The following is a 17,027-nucleotide window of genomic DNA, read 5'->3' on the forward strand; positions in this document are numbered from 1 at the left end:
CTTAGCTTCGTAGGGCCGCGGCGATGGCGTGTCCGACCGCAGTGGCAAGGGGTGGGGGCATGGCGTGGCCGATCTGCCGGTAGCGGGACGTCTTCCCACCGGCGAAGGTCCACTCCTCGGGGATCGATTGGATCCGTGCGGCTTGCTCCACAGTCAGTTTGGGCATCTCACCCGACGGGAAGTCCGCGCCTGGAGGCTCATCGCCCACGCTGTTGCCGTTCACACCGAGCACGGCCCACGCCTTCTTGCTCCCGGTGGGCCCCAGGTCGGCGCCCCCTCTCCGGTCGGATCCGCCGACGAGTGCGGGTGCGATGCGGTCTGCACCCTTGGCCCACTCCTCGGCTCCCGGCCAACCCCGCGAGGCCATGGAGGGGCCGAGCACCTGCCCCACGGTCGGAGCGGGCCTGCCGTCCGGCTCCGGCCACGAGAAACGCGGAAAATACGGCTCCTGCAAGGCGACGAGGAAGCTGCTCCGGCGATTCTGCGGCACACCGAAGTCGGCTGCGTTGAGGATCTTCCACGTCGTGCGGTACCCGGCTTCTCCGAGTTGCTCTCCTATCCACTCACGATCGATCTCGAACTCCGGGCTTTCCGCCAGGTCCGGGACGTTCTCCAACAGCACGGCCTTCGGCTTCACCGAGCGGACCAGTGCGATCACGGCCCGCAGAACCCTGCGCTCCTCGGTGTCCTCGTCACGACCGACCGTTGCCATGGACTTGACCCGTGGAAGGCCGCCGCTGAGAAGGTCGACGCCCCTGATGTCCGGGCGCTCGTCGAGGGGGAACTCCAAGAGGTCGATGCAAATGGTGTCCCATTCGGGCCTGTTCCCCCCGATCGTGAAACAGGCATCGGCCTTGCTGTCGATGAGCACCACAGGATCGAATCCGGCCCGCTCCAGGCCGAGCGCCTGTGCGCCACATCCTGCGCACACCTCGACGGAACGAAAACGACGGGCTTCGGCCGGTGCCGCCGGGACGGGCTGCACCGATGCAGGGGGCGTTTCCTCTGACGTGGCGGGATGCGCGGCATCGACAAACGCTGCGCTCCGGGGCCCGTCTCGCTCGGCAAGCGACGACGCGGGGCGCTGCGCATCGACAGATTCCTGGGCCACCGACCGAAGTTCGTCGTCCAGGGCGCGCTCCTCGATCCCGTCGAAGAGCACGAACGGTGCGAGCCTGAGCAACCTTTTCAGGAAATCGCGAAGCGTCTCCCGCTCGTTCAGGCCCTGGAGATCGAGATCCTTCCAGACACGGAGAATTGCGCGAACCATGTGCGGACTACCGCCGAGTGCGGCACGTCGGGCGTAGATCTGGTCGAACGCCGCCTCCCCGAGGATGCTGAGCGCACCGTACGGCTCCGGATCGTCGGATGCTCGAACAAGCTGGGCGCGCCACCACAGGCGACCGAGGACATGACGGGTGAGGTCCGTGCCGAGGACACGGTCCGTCGGCGGCTCGGGATAACGCCAGAACGCCACATCCGGCAGGACGACAAGGGCAAGGAAAACCCAGACGTCCCGAGAAGCAGCCTCGGCAGGGACCACTCCCATCTCGGCGTGCAGCAAAGCAGCAAGTCGGAGGTCGAACTCGGCGTTGCGTGCACGATCGGAGTCGTCGGGAAAGCCCGCACTCTTGGCCAGGTCCACGACTGCTGCACGCAGTTCGCGGAGCTGGGCGGTGGAGATCCTGTCCCCGCCGGTGGCCACGTAGACCGCCGACGGGTGGGAGAAATCGACGCGACCGGCCAGTTCGGAGATCGGCAGGTGCCGGTACTCCTCGAAGAGCGGCTTGGCCTGCTCCGCGAGCAGTCGGGGGTACAGGAAGCTCATCACGCCCCCTCGAAGATCTTGACCGCCGCCTGCAGATCCGAGGCGAACAGAGAAGGCGACTGTCGTTGCCGCAGGCGGATGTCGGTGACCGACTGATCCGGGAAGAGCCGGTCGAAGAGACCCACCATGGTCGCGCCGAGGGAACCCTCCGGAAAATCGCCGTCCTCGCTGAAGTCGTCGTTGGCCAGCGCATGCTCGATCATGGTGCGTGCGGTGTCCGCGTACACCGCGGAGAGAACGACACGATCGACCGGGCGGGGCTTGCCTGCGTTCTCGAACGCAGTGGCGGTGACGGTGTTTCGCTCGTTGACGAGCAGGAGCAACGAGCCCATGGTTGCGTTCTCCAAGCCGCCGCTGATCTGCAGGTGCCATGCGGCTTCGTCGGGGAATGACGTCAGCGAGAAATCGATCACCGCCATGGGGAACTGCGGTGCGTCACCTTGCAGGCGCAGCTCCTCCCGATCGCTCCAGAGCACCGAGCCTGCACGACGAGGCGAGGACGGGCGGGCATCAGGACGACGTTCGGCCAGGACAAGCGCGGTGTCGAGTGCGAGCAGACCGCCCAGATCCGCGCCGCGCAGGACGATGTCGAACTCCGCGATGATCGTGCCGCTGTCGGCCAGACGCGCATGTTCCGCCGGTCCGCTGAGGTTGGAACCGGTGGCTGTCCACACCACGGCGAGGGTCAGTGCCGCATCGCTCGGCAGGCCCGTCTGGGCACGTGCGCGATCGAGATCGACAGTGACGGTCCGGCGGAGGTGCAGGTCCATCTGATAGTCCCAGTCGGGCAGCGCCTGCGGCATCGGGACCTCACCGTCCTCGGTCACCAGCAGCCACGGCTCGGCGGTGACGACATCCTCGGACGGTACGCGGTACGGAAGAACACGGCGGGTCACGACTCCTTCACCGCCTCGACCTTGATGCCGATCTCGGTCACGGTGTCCGGGGCCGGGCGTACGAGTGCACGCCATACGGTCTCGCCGCCCTCGATGACGCACGCGTCGACGGTGTGCAGACGACCGTCACCGTCCTCCCAGCCGACCAGGGCGGGCATGCTCGCCCCGATCGGGGGATCGGTCTCACGCCCGCCGGTTCCGGGGAGCGTGATGGCGAGGTCGATGCGAACCCTTTGCGCGCCGTCCATGGGCAGGCGAAAATCCTGGACGAGCAGTTCGTCGTCGCCGCGATCCTCGTAGTACGGCTCCCCCACGTACTGCACACGCGGGCGCCGCCGTACGGTGCTCGTCCCGTACGGCTCTCCCTGAGCACCTGAACCGGTCGGGCCGGCGGAGTGTCCCTCCTCACGGCCGGACAATGTGCCGTTGGCTGCAGGACTGCCTGTCGTACGGCGGGAGCGCTCCTCCTGCTTCGCGGCGCGTGTGGCGGTGCTGCCCGGCTTGGAATAGGCCGTGGCCCCCCCAATGCCCCAGGCTCCGCCCACGAGACCGGAGAAGAAGGAACTGGCCGCCCCCAGCGCGACATTGCCGGCGCCGGAGCGAGCGCTCCCGCTCAATGACAGCAGATCGCTCAACGCCTCGCCGATGCGCTGGAACGTCGTCCTCACGAAGGTGCTCTCGGGCCGGTCCAGCGACTGCGGGTGCCAGGCGTCGTGCGTGGGCGGCTCGGCCTTCGCGTAGACGTCGTCCATGGTCTCGTCCGCGCGGAAGACCCCGGCATAGCCCAGGTTCACGCTCGGCGGCTTCGGCCCTGCGTGGTAGGTGACGACGAGTTCCGCGGGCCGCATCAAGCAGACGTGATGCACAAGATCCTCGATGTCGAGCATACGGGCGGCTCGCGTTGGCTCCAGCGGTGGCATGATCCGCTTCACCAGCCCGAGTCGCCCGAGGTGCTGCTTCGGTTTGAGACACGCAAGATCCTTGCCGCCCGGCCCCGTCATCACCTCGTACGCATCGACGAACATGTTCAGCGGACGTGTGTCCCGTGGGTCAGGCACGGGGTGTTCGATCCCGTCACAAGTGACGGAGAAGCGCATTGCCGGCCCCTTGCCGTCCGCAGAGATCATCTTGGGCCACAGATGCCAGGCGATGGTTTCGGCCAAGTAGTCGGCTGCTGCGGCCGGTTCCAGTTCGTCCAGATTGGGGTCGATGACGACGATGGTCGATCCGGTCTCCTCCGGACCGAACCCTCGAAGCCCGAGATGTTGGGCTGCCGCCTCCGCCGCCGGGCCGATCAACGGTTCGACGACTTCTCCTGAGGTGTCGCCCCACCAGTGCCGGCCTGTGTATCGGCGCTCCCCGTCACCCTCCTGGGCCACGTAGCTCTTCCAGAGGGTGCAGCCGATCAGCCGTGTCTCGTAGCCGCCCTGAGGCGTACGGCATCGGGAGTGGACGAGGACGGTTCCTGAGCCCGACAGCAGGTAGAAGATGCCTTTGCCGAATCCGTACGTACCGCCGCCGAGGGCGGTGTCGCGGGGCTCCCCTATGTTGCGGATGAAGGAGACGAAGTCGCGCTCGGGGCCGACGGCATCGTCGGCGCGCGTGGGGCCGCCGAGCCCTCTGGTTCCGCGGTCGGAGACGGCGAGTACTCGGGCGGGACGGTGCCTGAGGGTCTCACGCAACGGAAAGTGTTCCGCGCTCACGGGTGCGCCGTCGAGGAGAAGCTCTCGCCAAGCGCCGGCGTGAGCCGGGCCGACCGTCCACATGTCGATGCGGAAGTCCACCGGATCGGGAAAGTGCTCGATCCGGGCGTCCCAACTGTTCTGCGCGGATTCACGCACCAGGATGGTGAGCAGATCGAGCTCCGGGCGTCCGAGCTGGTTGCGGATGCCTTCGGCGGCGCTGGCACCTTCCGGCGGATACGGCTGGGAGAACCAGCGAGGCTCGGTCACGCGGGCTCCTGGACAAGGCTCTCGATCACTCGGGACACCTGCTCGGGCCCCATCGGTGCGGGAAGCTCACCGGACAGGTCGATGGTGTACTCGACGTCCAGGACGGACACCGGCACACCGGCCGTGGCGAGCGCTTCGCCGGTCAGGCCCGGGAAGTCCGCGTCGACTCGGTACCACCGCTCCTCACCGATCACGAAACGCACGTCCTCATAGAGGTCGGCGTCGGCGAGCCGGTAACCGGCCTTCGCGAGAAGTTCGAGGATTGCTCCTTCGTCGTCGCACAACCGAAGGGCTTCGTCCACCGAATCGACGAATCGCGTGCCCAATCCGCTCGTCGTGGTGCGGTGCAACCGGAACCAGGCCAGACAGAGCGTTCCACCGACCGGTGCTTCGAGTTGGTCGAGCCCATGGATCCGCGCTCGCCGGCCCTCGGTGCTCGTACTCGCCTTCACCTCAACGGCGTTGAACGCGGCCGAGAAATCGTGCCGGTACTTCTGGGGCCCGTGCCAGATCCGGTGTGCGCTCGGATCCTTGGCAAGAAGACGGTTCAACACCGTCAACTCTCCGAAGAGTCCGGCCAATTCCTGCGGCCCCAGGGGCGGACCCTGCGTCCGGAAGAGCGACTTCCAGCGGTCGAGCACCCGGTACAGCGCCTTGACTGGATTGGCCGACAATGCGAGGGCTTCCTCCAACACGTCCACGCACAGCTCGGTGAACAGATCGTTGAGATCGTCACGCAGGCAGCCCAGATCCGCGTAGGTCTGGTAGCTGTCCGCATCCTCCAAGGGGCGCTTGCGCAGCCGGAGCACCGGACCGTCCAGGCCGGTACGAACCTTTATGTGCGTGTGGATCGGCACCAGGAGATGGCGGTGCCCGTCGTGGTCAACGGCCACCGCCAGCGTGCCGCCGGCGGTGTCGACGGACAGTTCCGCCACCCGCAACCGACGCTCCCCGGTCGTGCGTTCGGCCTCCAGCGCCGCCCAGTGCTGCTCGACGAGGCCACGGAACTCATCCTCGTTCATGCGTCCTCACCGTCGACAAGGCTGTAGTCGTCCTCCTCGATTTCGACGTTCACCTTGGACAGGTCCGCCGAGATGTAGCTCTCGACCGTGCTGTCGCCGTCATCCGGCTTGGGGAAGACCAGGCCGACGCCGATCACGTGCTCCTCCGCGTCGAGCGGCGCTCGGAGCCTCTTCGACGGGCTGGGCGCAGAGAGCTTGTCGATCGGGTACAGAACCAGCAGTCCTGTGTCGGGGAGCTGCTTTCGCCGTTCCTTCGCGATCTCCTTCTCGGTGAGCTTCCCGATGTCCCCTGTGAGGTCGACCGCTGCGTCCCGGCGGCTCATCAGGGTCTTGATGTCCGCGAAGTCCGGGTCAGGATTCTCCAGGGCAAGGCGAGCACGGTTGTTCCGCCCGACGGTCACGTTGGGAGCGAAGGTGAAGTCCTCGCCCTTTCCCGCAGGGTTGCCCACAATGGCGACATTCCAACGACCCAGTGAACCCGCGACGACCCGCTTGCGGATGTAGTTGGCGATCAGCTTGGCGTCGTTCTCCGGGGACTTCTTGTGGAACTCGTAGTTCGACAGGAAGTCGAGCACGAAGTCGTGCGGAACGTCGCGGAAGACGAACCGTCCCTCTGCCGGCCGCGTCTCCACGCGACGGGCATTCGAGACCGCGGCGGTGACCAACGTCTGCGCGGCGGCGATGTTGTCGCGCAACCACTCGGCGTTCGTGTGGAAGTAGTGGGTCTGGACTCGCTGGCCGCCGTACGAGGAGGCTGCAACGACGGCATCACGCATTTTGGCGGCAGCGGTCACGCGCAGCGAGGGGTGCGTACGCAGGCGCACCGCGAACGTCTTCGGGTTCTCGTCCTCGGTCATGTAGATGTCGATGTCTCGGCGCATCTCGGTCTCGACCGTGGCCAGGTGCCGGAACCACTCGGCGAGCTCGTCGGTCATCCAGATCCTCGGCAGGTCGGCGTACCCGTTGCGGAAGCCGAACCAGCGCCCCATCTGGAGCAGAGTGTCGTACGCCGAGACGGAACGGACGAAGTAGCTGACGGACAACCCTTCGAGGGTGAGTCCCCGCGAGAGAGTGTTGCCGCCCACCGCGATCGCGACCACGGGTCCGTTCTCGTAGTCGAGACGGTCCTCACTGCTGGAGTTGTCCGTGATGACGCGACAGCTATCGAGCACCCCGGACAGATGCGGGACCAGTTCTTCGAACGGCACCTTCGTCTCGCCGAAGTCCTGAGCCGGGACGCGCGTGGTCTCCGTGTCCCACAGAGCACGCAGTCCCGAGAGATAGTCGGAGCTCTCCAGGGACCGCGCGGCGCGCTTGCGCAGGAACTCCAGGGGCCTCCTGAAGCTGTTGTGGACAGCAGTGTTGACGCTGGTGTGGATCAGCATCGTGTTGTGCGGGTTGCCGGTGCCGCGCACGCGTCGGGCCGCGGTGACCAACCAGAAGTACTCGATGGCTCGTCGCAGCGTGTCGGTGATGTACGGCTCGAAGCCCTCGACGTCGGCCCTGGTCTTGGGGCGCACTGCGGGAACGTCGTCCTTGGGTACCGAGCGGATCATGTCGTACCCGTCGTCGACCTGCTCCGGATCCTCGCCGTCGAGGGCGTAGCGACCGAAGAGGACCTCAGTGCCGAAGTGCCCTGCGGGCTGGGGCAGGTTGACGACGAAGTCCTTGGGGTAGAGGTCCTCGGCGCTCGGGTCGATCAACAGGTTCGCGAAGGGGGAGGCCGTATAGCCGACGTACGCCGACTTGGGCAGGTGACTCATGATGCTCAGGATCAGCGGGTTGATCGACGCCGTGGCCACGGTGGCCTGGTCGGCCTCGTCATCGATGATCAGCGCAGGACAGTCCTCCAGGTAGGCAGAGGCCTTCTCGAGCCACTTGGCGAGTTTGCGCAGGACCGTCGCGTTCTTCTTCACCACGCACAGCACGTGCGTCTTGTTGCTCTTGCCGAAATAGGAAGCCGGATTCTCCTGTGGAGTGAAGTCCGTCTCCAACCCGGTCAACTGCGACCACATGGAGGGGTTCGGCTCCACGAGCTGTTGCACGAGCCGGGCCTGGGTCTGTCGACGAAGTCCGTTGTGGATACCGGCCAGCACGATGAAGAGCTTGTAGCCGCGGTCCGCGGCCTTCGCCATGACGGTGGTGAAGTTGGTGGTTTTCCCGGACTGCACATAACCGACCACGAGGCCCCGTGTGGAGAAGGACTTCTCCTTCGGATGGTTCAACAAGGAGACCACACGCGTCGAGGAGTCGTCGAGGCTCTTGATCGCCGGGTCCTGGGGCCAGCCGTCCTTGCGCAGCAGGTCGACGATCGCCGGCCAGCACTTGTCCTTGGCCTGCGGTCCTGTGTACCAGGTGTCGCGGTTGCCGAGGATGACCGCGTGCGGTTCCTCGAGCTCCTTGATGCGGATCGTCTGTTGCTCGTGCCGCTCGCGGATCTGCTGCACGATCTCCGCCGTGATGCCGAACTGCTCCAGCCGCTTGACCGCCTCCGCCGGAGGAAAGGAGTCGAGCAGGGCCTTGAACGTGTCGTACATTCCGTCGAGTTCATCGGTCATGGGAGTCGACCGTTCCCCGTTTCTGTTCGCTGGAGACAACTGGACTGCGAGGTGCTGCGCCTCGTCGTTCAGCCGTCCCGCGACACAGGCACCTTGAAATGCACCAGGACACGCCCCCGTGCACACAATATCTACACGATATTGTGCAGGGCAGGTCCTGATACGCGGAATCGTGGCCCCGATTCGGTCCGGCGACCCGGCGTTTCACGAAGTCCACGCGGAGACACGGACTCGCCACAGCCAGGGACGGCATGCCGACAGCGCGGGCCCCCGGGTCAGGAGTCGCCCGAGGCCGATCTGCGCGACTGCACCGTGGCCTCGATCCGGTGGGCGACATCATCGGCCGACTCGTGCTCCCAGAACCTCAGTACTGTCCAACCAGCAGCAGTCAGATGGTCGGTCGTCTCACGGTCACGCACAATGTTCCGTTCGAGCTTCGTGCGCCACCACTCGGCGTTGGCCCGCGGATGCGTGGCGTGCTCCGGGCAGCCATGCCAGTAGCAACCGTCGAGAAACACTGCGATCCGCAACCTGCTGAAGGCGATGTCCATGCTCCGCCGCGGCATGCCAGGTACCGGATAGTGCACGCGGTACCGCAGCCCCTGGGCGTGCAGCAGGCGTCGTACGATCAGCTCGGGCTGAGTGTTCCGTGACGCCTGGCGACTCATACGAGCTGCAACGGCTGCCGACGATGCAATCGGGTGCATGCGACCAGTCTCCCGCGTCCACGGTCACGTGCAAACCCTGCCCCGTCCTCCCCAGGCGTACCACCGGGCCACGAGACCGACGGACTCACTCCAGAAGGATCTCCTCGGGACGCCGGCTGGTGATCGGTACGCCTTGGGCGTACAGGATGTGGTCAAGGCACGCCGCGAGGTCGTTGCCGTGATCGTCTCGGGCCATGCTGCGCAACTCCCGCGCCAGATCCGTGCCGTTGACGAGAACAACCGGGTACTGGTCCTCCACCATTTCGAGTTGCGCCGGCTCCTAGAAGGCTCCGGTGGTGACGTAGGCACCGATCCAGCCGCGGCGCAGGTTGGCGACCACTCGCGCTATCTGTTCGGCGGAGACAGTGACGTCCGGACGTATGCATTTCGCTTGGCCGAGGAAGACGAGGCTGGTACCGGCCATGCGAGTATGAAAAGTCAGTGCTTGCCGAAGTTGTCCACAGCGGGCTGCGGCCGGCACGCCCGCCGTCGCCCTGAGAACGCGTAGTCCTGAGCCCCTCGGCCATGCGGGCACCTCAACGTGCCGAACCGATCCGTCCGCTCCGACCCAACCCGTTCACCTGTTGGCAACTCCCGTCATCCCTGCAAGAGTTGAGCCACACCACCGATGCTCACGGGACGCGGGGCGACAGTGCAGGTATGGAGACAGATCTGGCTGTTCCTGTGCGCCGTGGGCCTCGCGTTTCTCGCTCTCGCCTACCCCCGGGCCCATGACGACGTCGTCGACGCGACCCAGTTCAGCGTCGCGTTCTTCGCGACCCTGCTGACCGGTGAGGCGGTCATCTTCGCTCTGACCTTCTCCGCGGCGAGTTCCTGGCCGTCGTTACGGGCGATCGACGGGCACATCGCGTTCCGGGAGTGGGTGCTCATCGGATGGTTCGCCGCGCTGTTCACCGGCTGCGGACTGCTCGGCGGCAACGCCACCAGTGCCACCTACGGCGCGCTGCTGTTCCTGCTGGCCAACATCTACGGAGTCTTCTCCTTCGTACGGCTCTTCGGGCTGGCCAGCATCGGCGGACGCAATCGACTGCTGCGCCGCACCCTGGCCGAGGCACTCTCCGGCCCGGGAGCCGGCCGAGGCACTGGAGCAGGCAATCTCGAACACGATCCCATCGTCAACTCCTACCTGGGGACCGTGAGCCAGGCCGCCACCGGCAACGACCCGACCGCGATCCAGCATCTCGTCGACCAGTTGGTGGGGGCCGAGGTGCCGGTGGAGGCCCTCGACGACGCCATCACCGTGCATCTCGACGTGCTGCACCGCCTCGCGCGGGCCACTCTCGCCGGCGGTGCCGACCCGATCCAGGTCGTCTCCTGCGCCCACGCGCTCATCGACTCCGTGATCGGTCACTGCCGACGGCTGTCCGACCCCGCCCCGCCGCTCGGCGCCCTCAGCCGTTACCTGGCGTGGCTCGCCAACACCGCACTGCTGATGTCCGTACGTGGTGTCGCCGGCAGTCGGGCCGCCCGTGAGCTGACCGCGCTCACCACCGATGCCCGGCTGAGGATCCTGCGCTGCGTCGACCCCGACCCCAAGTCCGCCGCGCACCAGGACGAACTCGGCTCCATACTCACCAGCCCGCTCCAAGCTCTGCTGTGGACCGGCGACTTCACCGAGTTCCACGGCGCCCACCAGGCAGGCGCGCTGTACGGGACGTACGAGCTCCTCACCGGCACCAAGTTCATGGGGAACTACTGGGACGGGGCCTCCATCCTCAGCCAGTTGCGGCAGTCCCTGTACGGCGACCAAGGCCGCGTCTCGACGCCCGAAGCCGACGCCACCCGACGTGCCTTCGGTCCGGTGGAGGACTACGACCACTTCTGGGCCCTCGTCTCGGTGACTGCCCTCGCGACCCTGCGCGACGCCCGGCTGCCTCATCCACCGGAACTGATACGCCCCGAATTCACGCCCGACCACCAGTTGTTGGGTGCCTATCTGCGGACCTTCGCCACCCACCGCTACTTCACCACGGCGGCCGGGGCCCGCGAGGCGCTCCTGAGCCTCGTCTGCCGCGCCGACCCTCCCGGTTCGGCCGGCGCGGGGATACGGGAGGCCCGAGGCGGCCGCACCTACCGCCTGCCTGTCCCCCTCGTCGAACCTCAGCGCCGGCCGGCCGCCATGGTGCTCGCCGTCGCCTGCCGCCTCGCCCCGCTGGCTCCCGGCGAGAGCGCCTCTGAACTGCGCGACTTCCTCGCCGTACTCCCCGCTCCCGCCCTGCACGCGACCGCTCGCCTCGCCCACCGGGTCCTGCCCGGAGCCGCCGAGGAGGGCGACCCCGTCGAGGCTCTCGTCACCGGCCTGACCGTCCTCCAACTGGTGGGCGCCCACACCCGGGAGGGAACGTGACCGAACCCGTCGTGGACATGGCCTCCTGGCGTGAACGTCTCGCCGAGCTCGAAGCTCCGCACGTGACAGCGGCCGTGGTCGTGCAATGCGGTCAGGTCTGGCTCCGACCCGAGTTCACGGCCTTCCGCAACGAGGTCGACCTGGCCCTGATGACCGCCCAGTTGCGACGCGGGGACCGTCTCGCCCTCACCCGCGTCATCCTGCACAACCTCCCTCTCACCCCCGAGACCGTCTCCCGGCCGCCCGCTGTCGACCGGGCCTTCGCCGAGTGGCACGAACGGCTGTCCGCCACCGCCGTCCTGCTCTGCCCGGCCGGCTCGTCCGCCGTCCCGCGCATCCACCGGCTCATCCTCCGCGGCGACCAGTCCGGCGCAGACATCCCGGATATGGTCGAACTGCTGAAAAACGGGAACTGGACCGACCCCCGGAAGGCAGAACTGGCGTTGCACACCGTCACCACCGCCGGAGCGACCACGCCCCTCACCGGCTACGACATGGATTTCGACGGCCCCTTCGGCGACGCCGACCCCTCCATCCACATGTAAGCGCACCCGCAACCGGCTCGACGGAACACTTGGAGAAAAGGTGCCCTACGCTCCCGAGACCCCTCAGGACCACGACTTCCTCACCCAGGCCATCGAGCTGTCCCGCCACGCACTCGAGGACGAGGGCAAGACCCCGTTCGGCGCGATCGTCGTCATCGACGGCGAAGTCGTCGCGACGGGTACGAGTTCGGTCGTCGAGCTCCGTGACCCCACCGCACACGCCGAGGTCATGGCCCTGCGGGCAGCCGGTGCGAAGCTCGGGCGCCATCTGATGGAAGACGCGGTGATGTACTCGAGCAGCGAGCCCTGCCCCATGTGCCTGACCGCCTGCTACTGGGCGCGCCTCCCTCGTCTCGTGTACGCCGCCACCAGCCACGACGTCGCCGTCAACGGCTTCGAGGACCTCCAGTACTACCGCGAACTCGCCCTCCCCAATGCCGAACGGACCCTCCTCGCGGAGACCTCCGCGGGCGGCGAGGCCCGCGAGACCGCAGCCTCGGCCCTGGCCGGCTGGGCGGACAAGCTGCCGTTCCCCGTGGAGCCCAAGCTCTGAGGAGAGCACCGCGTGACCATCCTGAACGACATCACCCCCCGAGCCCTGCACCACTGCGAGACCACCGCCCTCGGTGTGCTCCTTCGCCATCAGGGTGTCGATCTGTCCGAGCCCATGCTCTTCGGGCTGGGTCGGGGGCTGTCCTTCGTCTATTGGGACAGCAGGAACATGGGGTTTCCGTTTCTCGGGGGGCGGGTGAAGCCGTTCGAGTTGAGCCGGAATCTGGCGGATGTCCTCGGGGTCGAGCTGCGGGTGCGGGAGACCACCTCGCCGCGCAAGGCGTGGGCCGATGTCGTCGACGCCGTCGAGGGCGGGCGGCCCGTCGGGCTTCAGCTCGACAGTTACCACCTGGAGTACTTCACGGCGAAGGTGCACTTCGGGGGGCATGTCGTCGCCCTGTACGGCTATGACGACCGGGTCGCGCATCTCGTGGACACCGACCAGCAGGGCGGTGCCGTGACCACCAGCCTGGCCAGTCTGGCCGAGGCCAGGGCCGCGCGGGGACCCATGACCGCGAGGCACCGGTCGTTCACGGTCACCGTGCCGCCGGGGCTGCCCGCCGCGCACACCCGGATCGTTCCCGCCGTCACCGGCTGCGCCCGCGCCTTCCTCAATCCGCCCATCGCCAACCTGGGGCACCGCGGCATCGACAAGGCCGGGACGGCCGTACGCGGGTGGCTTCGGCGTACTGAGGACCCCGGGCGGGATCTGCGGCAGGCCGCCCTGTTGATGGAGCGGGGCGGTACGGGGGGTGCGCTGTTCCGGAATCTCTACCGTGACTTCCTCGCGGAGTGCGCCGAGTTCGTCGACAGTGATCATCTGCGCACCGGGCACCGGCTGTACGCCGAGGCCGCCACCCTGTGGACGGAAGTCGCCGCGCTGATCGACAAGGCCGGGGACTCGGGGGACGAGGAGTACCTCGCGCAGGCCGGCGCCGCTCTCCGGCAATTGGCGCGCATCGAACGGGAGGGCATGGAGGCACTCGTTCGGTTGGAGGGGTGAAGGCACGGCTGGAGGGGTGAAGTCGCGGCCGTGGGAGCCGAGTTCCCTCTCTGCCACGCCACCTCGCGTCACCTCACCACCCGGTACTTCAGATGCGTCGCCAACGGCGTCTCCACCACCCTGACCTGTTCCAGGCGCCCGCTGCCCGTCCCCTCGAACAGCCGGAGCCCGTCCCCCAACAGGGCCGGCACCACGTGCAGTTGCAGTTCGTCGATGAGGCCCTCGCGCAGGTACTGGCGTACGGTCCTGGCCCCGCCCGCGATGTCCACGTTCCTGTCCCCCGCCGCCTCCCGCGCCCGGGCGAGTGCGTTGTGGACGCCTTCGGTGACGAAGATGAAGGTCGTGCCGCCCCGCTTGACCAGGGTGGGGCGAGGGCGGTGCGTGAGGACGAAGACGGGAGTCCGGAACGGCGGATTGTCGCCCCAGAAGTCCGCCCCCGTGTCGTACATCATGCGGCCCATCACCACCGCCCCGGTCGCGTCGAACCACTCCCGCATCAGCTCGGAGTCGCGGTTCTCCGCGCCGCCGGTCATGCCCTGGCGTTCGCGCCAGCTCGCCAGGTTGTGGATCCACTCGAAGAGGGGTTCGGCGCCGTTTCCACCGGGGTTGTCGAGGGTGACGTCGGTGCCGGCGACGCAGCCGTCGAGGGAGATGGCCAGATCCGCGGTTACGGTCATGACGAGGTGCTCCTGGAATCCTTGGTGTGCCTTCTTCACTCTCACGTCGATCGGGGAACGGCTCCTTCGACATGCCGGAGAGAAGAACAGCCCGCCGTACGTCCCTGGCCGTCGGGCTGCTCCTGCGGGACTCCCCGCGACGCAGGGTCGGTACTCGGTGCCGGACCGGCCACCGGTCTGGTGTGCGCCCTTGCGACGGTGTTCTGCCCGGGCTCCGAGCGGTCGGGCGGCGGTCGCGGGGATACTGCCTCTCAAGCACCGACCCGGAAGGCGACAACACCATGTTCATCCTCTTTGGCACCAAGGGGTACCTGTACCAGCTCGCGATACTCACCCTGGTGTGCGGGCGGTGCGGGAACCCGGCCGCGCACACCCTGCGCAAGCGGGTCACGAAGTTCACGCTGTTCTTCGTGCCGCTGTTCCCGATCTCCACCAAGTACGCCACGCAGTGCACCTTCTGCGGTGCGGAGAACAAGGTGAGCGCGCAGGAGGCGGAGCAACTGCAGACGCAGGCCGCCGCCAGGGGCGGGCAGGGGGGTCAGGTGTACGGCGGTCAGGCGCCGCAGCAGCCGTACCAGAGCTGAGGTCTCAGCCGGGCTTGCGGGCCACCCCGCCGTAGAAGCCGATCTCGTGCGAGCGGGGCGGCGGGGGTGTGTCCGGGCGCCAGAACGGAACCTGGGCCACGCCCGGATCGAGCAGCTCGAAGCCGTCGAAGAAGCGCTCGATCTCGGTACGGGTGCGCAGGTTCATGGAGGCCGTGGCCTTGCTGTAGACGGCCGCCGCCCCGCTGCGGTCGGCGAAGTCGCCGGTGGCGTGGGACAGGATCAGGTGGCTGCCGGGTGCCAGGACGTCGCGGAGGGTGGCGATGATCTCCCGCGGCTTGTCGGCGTCCGTGAGGAAGTGCAGGACGGCGACCAGGAGCAGGGCCACCGGTTCGTCGAAGTCGATGACGGCTCGTACGTCGGGGTCGTCCAGGATCGCCCGCGGGTCGCGCAGATCGGCCAGGACGACGCCGGTCGTGTCGTCCTCGCCGAGCAGGGCGCCGGTGTGGGTGTGCACGAGCGGGTCGTTGTCGACGTAGGCGACACGGACGTCCGGTGCCGCCTCGCGGGCCGTCTCGTGGACGTTCGGGGAGGTGGGCAGGCCGGTGCCGATGTCCAGGAGCTGGCGGACGCCGGTGCCGACGACGTGACGGACGGCCCGGCGCAGGAAGGCCCGGTTGGCCCGTACGCCGATCCGCGCCTCCGGGGCCGACGCGACGAGCTGTTCGCCGGCCGTGCGGTCGACCTCGTAGTTGTCCTCGCCGCCGAGCAGGTAGTCGTAGATCCGTGCGGGGTGCGGGCGGCTGGTGTCGATCTCGTCGGCGCGGAAACCGTGATCTCTCACCGGGGCTCCTCTCGGACGGCCCCGAACAACTGACCGGCGGGGCTCACTTCGGCTTCGTCTGCCCCCGAGCAACTCCCTTGCGGTGCGCGGAAGTTCCTGGATCAGGGGCGGGTCCGCGGTCGTCTCCGGTATCGGTATGCCGGCAGCTCCGGGTCCGCGTCCCCCCGGGCGGGATCACTGGGCATTCCACCCGTGATTCAGATCACAGGCTCCTCTCGGGGCGTAATGAGGCGGTACTCCGGCCACTCGCAAAGCAATGGACCCGAAAGCACCGAGCCCCGCGCCGCACCCGAGACGGAGACCTCCACCCATGCACCTCACCAGCCTGCGCCAGACCGTCCGCGCCCGTCTGACCACCCCCGGTCACCCGGAACTCCCGCTGCGCCCCACGCTGCGGTACAACGCCGCCGAGCCGTTCGCCGTGCACATCGACTTCCCCGCGCACATCTCGGCCGACGGCGAGGCCGTGACCTGGATGTTCGGGCGGGAGCTGCTGGAGGAGGGGCTGGAGGCCCTCGCCGGGGAGGGGGACGTGCGCATACGGCCGTGCGGCTGGGCCCGGACCGTCATCGAGTTCCACTCACCGCTCGGTCTCGCCGTGATCCGCTTCGGCACGGCCACCCTGCGCCGCTTCCTGCTGCGCTCCTACGACGTCGTCGGACCCGGCACCGAGGACCTGGGCCCCGACCTCGACCACGGCCTCGCCGCACTGCTCGACGAGGTGTGAGGCGGCGGCCTCGGACGGCCGGGGGGCCTACCCGAGTACTGGGGCAGTCCGCTCTCACAGGCCGTCGGCGAACCTCGCGAGTTCGGTGAAGTCCGGGGATCGTAGGCCGAGTCGGGGGTCGACGTGGTGCAGCAGGGCCGGGGCGTCGTGGTGTGTGGTCACGAACTGCCGGTCGCGGTCGTCGAGTTCGTCGTCGAGCCAGGCGAAGGGGCGGCCGTGGGCGTGGGTGACGAGGTGGCGGGTCTTCCAGAAGGTGCCGTCCGGGCCGGTGCCGGGGGGCGTGGGCCAGTCGACGACCGGGAGGGCCGGGAGGCCGAGGACGGGGGCGATGCAGGTGTTCGCCTCCTCGCGCCAGGTCGTCGCCCAGACGAGGTCGTAGCGGTCGGTCAGGGCCAGCAGCGCGCGTCCGTGGGCGGGGTTGAGCCAGACCCGCAGGGGCCGTACGGCGGACGCGGGCAGGCCGGGATGCTGGGCGATCCAGCCCTCGGGCTTCATGCGGTGGGTGGTGTAGCCCTCGGGGCGGCGCTGGGCCTTGGCGGCGTAGGGGTTGAGGGGCCCGTCGACGTCGAGGTAGAGAAGGGCGCGGCCGGTGCCGCTCATGATTCCCCGCGCAGGCGTCGTTCCCGGTCGCCCCGCGTACGTTCGTCCTCCAACGTCTCTCCCCTTCGCCCGGGTTGCGTGCGTGAGGGAAGACTCGCCCGCCCACACCGTCCGCGCCACCCGTTTACCGCTTCCCGCCTGTGACAGGCCTGTTGCCGGAACTGTGGGTTCCACCACAGCCGTTCACACTCCGTGCTGCTGAACTC

17 protein-coding genes are annotated in these 17,027 nt (G+C 67.9%); 6 read left to right on the forward strand and 11 right to left on the reverse strand.

The window, feature by feature from the left end; all coding sequences use genetic code 11:
- Position 1 precedes the first annotated feature (1 nt).
- The 8 genes from ACZ66S_RS04005 to ACZ66S_RS04040 all read right to left on the reverse strand — a co-directional run bounded on the left by ACZ66S_RS04005 (position 2) and on the right by ACZ66S_RS04040 (position 9,387).
- The gene (locus tag ACZ66S_RS04005) at positions 2 to 1,828 is read right to left on the reverse strand and encodes a DUF6339 family protein (RefSeq protein WP_469899475.1); all 1,827 of its coding nucleotides are present in this window, start codon (positions 1,826 to 1,828) and stop codon (positions 2 to 4) included.
- Entirely contained in the window at positions 1,828 to 2,724 is an 897-nt protein-coding gene (locus ACZ66S_RS04010) for a hypothetical protein (protein WP_469899476.1), read from the reverse strand. Before ACZ66S_RS04010 ends, ACZ66S_RS04005 begins: the two co-directional genes overlap by 1 nt.
- Positions 2,721 to 4,676, reverse strand: coding sequence for a hypothetical protein (locus tag ACZ66S_RS04015; protein ID WP_469899477.1), 1,956 nt, complete (start codon positions 4,674 to 4,676; stop codon positions 2,721 to 2,723). Before ACZ66S_RS04015 ends, ACZ66S_RS04010 begins: the two co-directional genes overlap by 4 nt.
- On the reverse strand, positions 4,673 to 5,698 hold the full coding sequence (locus tag ACZ66S_RS04020) for a PD-(D/E)XK motif protein (protein ID WP_469899479.1): 1,026 nt from the start codon (positions 5,696 to 5,698) through the stop codon (positions 4,673 to 4,675). Before ACZ66S_RS04020 ends, ACZ66S_RS04015 begins: the two co-directional genes overlap by 4 nt.
- The gene (locus tag ACZ66S_RS04025; RefSeq protein ID WP_469899481.1) at positions 5,695 to 8,256 is read right to left on the reverse strand and encodes a Z1 domain-containing protein; all 2,562 of its coding nucleotides are present in this window, start codon (positions 8,254 to 8,256) and stop codon (positions 5,695 to 5,697) included. The genes ACZ66S_RS04020 and ACZ66S_RS04025 overlap by 4 nt, the downstream gene beginning before the upstream one ends.
- A gap of 275 nt (positions 8,257 to 8,531) precedes the next feature.
- Positions 8,532 to 8,924: a very short patch repair endonuclease gene (locus ACZ66S_RS04030; protein ID WP_469899679.1), complete on the reverse strand. Its 393-nt coding sequence runs from the start codon at positions 8,922 to 8,924 to the stop codon at positions 8,532 to 8,534.
- A 124-nt stretch (positions 8,925 to 9,048) separates the two neighbouring features.
- A complete protein-coding gene (locus ACZ66S_RS04035) occupies positions 9,049 to 9,225 on the reverse strand; it encodes a hypothetical protein (protein WP_469899482.1) in 177 nt (58 codons plus the stop codon).
- 18 nt (positions 9,226 to 9,243) lie between these two features.
- Positions 9,244 to 9,387: a hypothetical protein gene (locus tag ACZ66S_RS04040; protein ID WP_469899483.1), complete on the reverse strand. Its 144-nt coding sequence runs from the start codon at positions 9,385 to 9,387 to the stop codon at positions 9,244 to 9,246.
- A gap of 228 nt (positions 9,388 to 9,615) precedes the next feature.
- Between ACZ66S_RS04040 and ACZ66S_RS04045 the strand changes: the two genes are divergently transcribed.
- Genes ACZ66S_RS04045 through ACZ66S_RS04060 form a run of 4 tightly spaced genes read left to right on the forward strand, consistent with a single transcriptional unit; the run spans position 9,616 to position 13,431 of the window.
- Complete coding sequence (locus ACZ66S_RS04045) at positions 9,616 to 11,331, forward strand: hypothetical protein (protein ID WP_469899484.1); 1,716 nt, start codon at positions 9,616 to 9,618, stop codon at positions 11,329 to 11,331.
- Entirely contained in the window at positions 11,328 to 11,876 is a 549-nt protein-coding gene (locus ACZ66S_RS04050; RefSeq protein ID WP_469899485.1) for a hypothetical protein, read from the forward strand. Before ACZ66S_RS04045 ends, ACZ66S_RS04050 begins: the two co-directional genes overlap by 4 nt.
- A 40-nt stretch (positions 11,877 to 11,916) precedes the next feature.
- The gene (locus ACZ66S_RS04055; RefSeq protein WP_469899486.1) at positions 11,917 to 12,429 is read left to right on the forward strand and encodes a nucleoside deaminase; all 513 of its coding nucleotides are present in this window, start codon (positions 11,917 to 11,919) and stop codon (positions 12,427 to 12,429) included.
- A 12-nt stretch (positions 12,430 to 12,441) separates the two neighbouring features.
- Entirely contained in the window at positions 12,442 to 13,431 is a 990-nt protein-coding gene (locus ACZ66S_RS04060; protein WP_469899487.1) for a BtrH N-terminal domain-containing protein, read from the forward strand.
- Between the two features lie 68 nt (positions 13,432 to 13,499).
- Here ACZ66S_RS04060 and ACZ66S_RS04065 read toward each other — a convergent pair whose 3' ends face one another.
- On the reverse strand, positions 13,500 to 14,108 hold the full coding sequence (locus ACZ66S_RS04065) for a dihydrofolate reductase family protein (RefSeq protein ID WP_469899488.1): 609 nt from the start codon (positions 14,106 to 14,108) through the stop codon (positions 13,500 to 13,502).
- A gap of 281 nt (positions 14,109 to 14,389) precedes the next feature.
- Here ACZ66S_RS04065 and ACZ66S_RS04070 point away from each other — a divergent pair, with 281 nt between their 5' ends.
- Positions 14,390 to 14,692 carry a zinc-ribbon domain-containing protein gene (locus ACZ66S_RS04070; protein ID WP_469899489.1) on the forward strand — a complete coding sequence of 101 codons (303 nt, stop codon included), beginning with the start codon at positions 14,390 to 14,392 and terminating at the stop codon, positions 14,690 to 14,692.
- Between the two features lie 4 nt (positions 14,693 to 14,696).
- Here the strand turns inward: ACZ66S_RS04070 and ACZ66S_RS04075 are convergent, their stop codons facing one another.
- Positions 14,697 to 15,494, reverse strand: coding sequence for an SAM-dependent methyltransferase (locus tag ACZ66S_RS04075; protein ID WP_469899490.1), 798 nt, complete (start codon positions 15,492 to 15,494; stop codon positions 14,697 to 14,699).
- 310 nt (positions 15,495 to 15,804) lie between these two features.
- On the opposite strand from ACZ66S_RS04075, the gene ACZ66S_RS04080 reads away from it, so the two are divergent.
- A complete protein-coding gene (locus ACZ66S_RS04080; RefSeq protein ID WP_469899491.1) occupies positions 15,805 to 16,221 on the forward strand; it encodes an SsgA family sporulation/cell division regulator in 417 nt (138 codons plus the stop codon).
- A 54-nt stretch (positions 16,222 to 16,275) separates the two neighbouring features.
- On the opposite strand, the gene ACZ66S_RS04085 is transcribed toward ACZ66S_RS04080, so the two are convergent.
- The gene (locus ACZ66S_RS04085) at positions 16,276 to 16,821 is read right to left on the reverse strand and encodes an HAD domain-containing protein (protein ID WP_469899493.1); all 546 of its coding nucleotides are present in this window, start codon (positions 16,819 to 16,821) and stop codon (positions 16,276 to 16,278) included.
- Between the last annotated feature and the right edge of the window lie 206 nt (positions 16,822 to 17,027).

It is taken from the genome of Streptomyces sp. NPDC107471 (genome assembly GCF_055582845.1).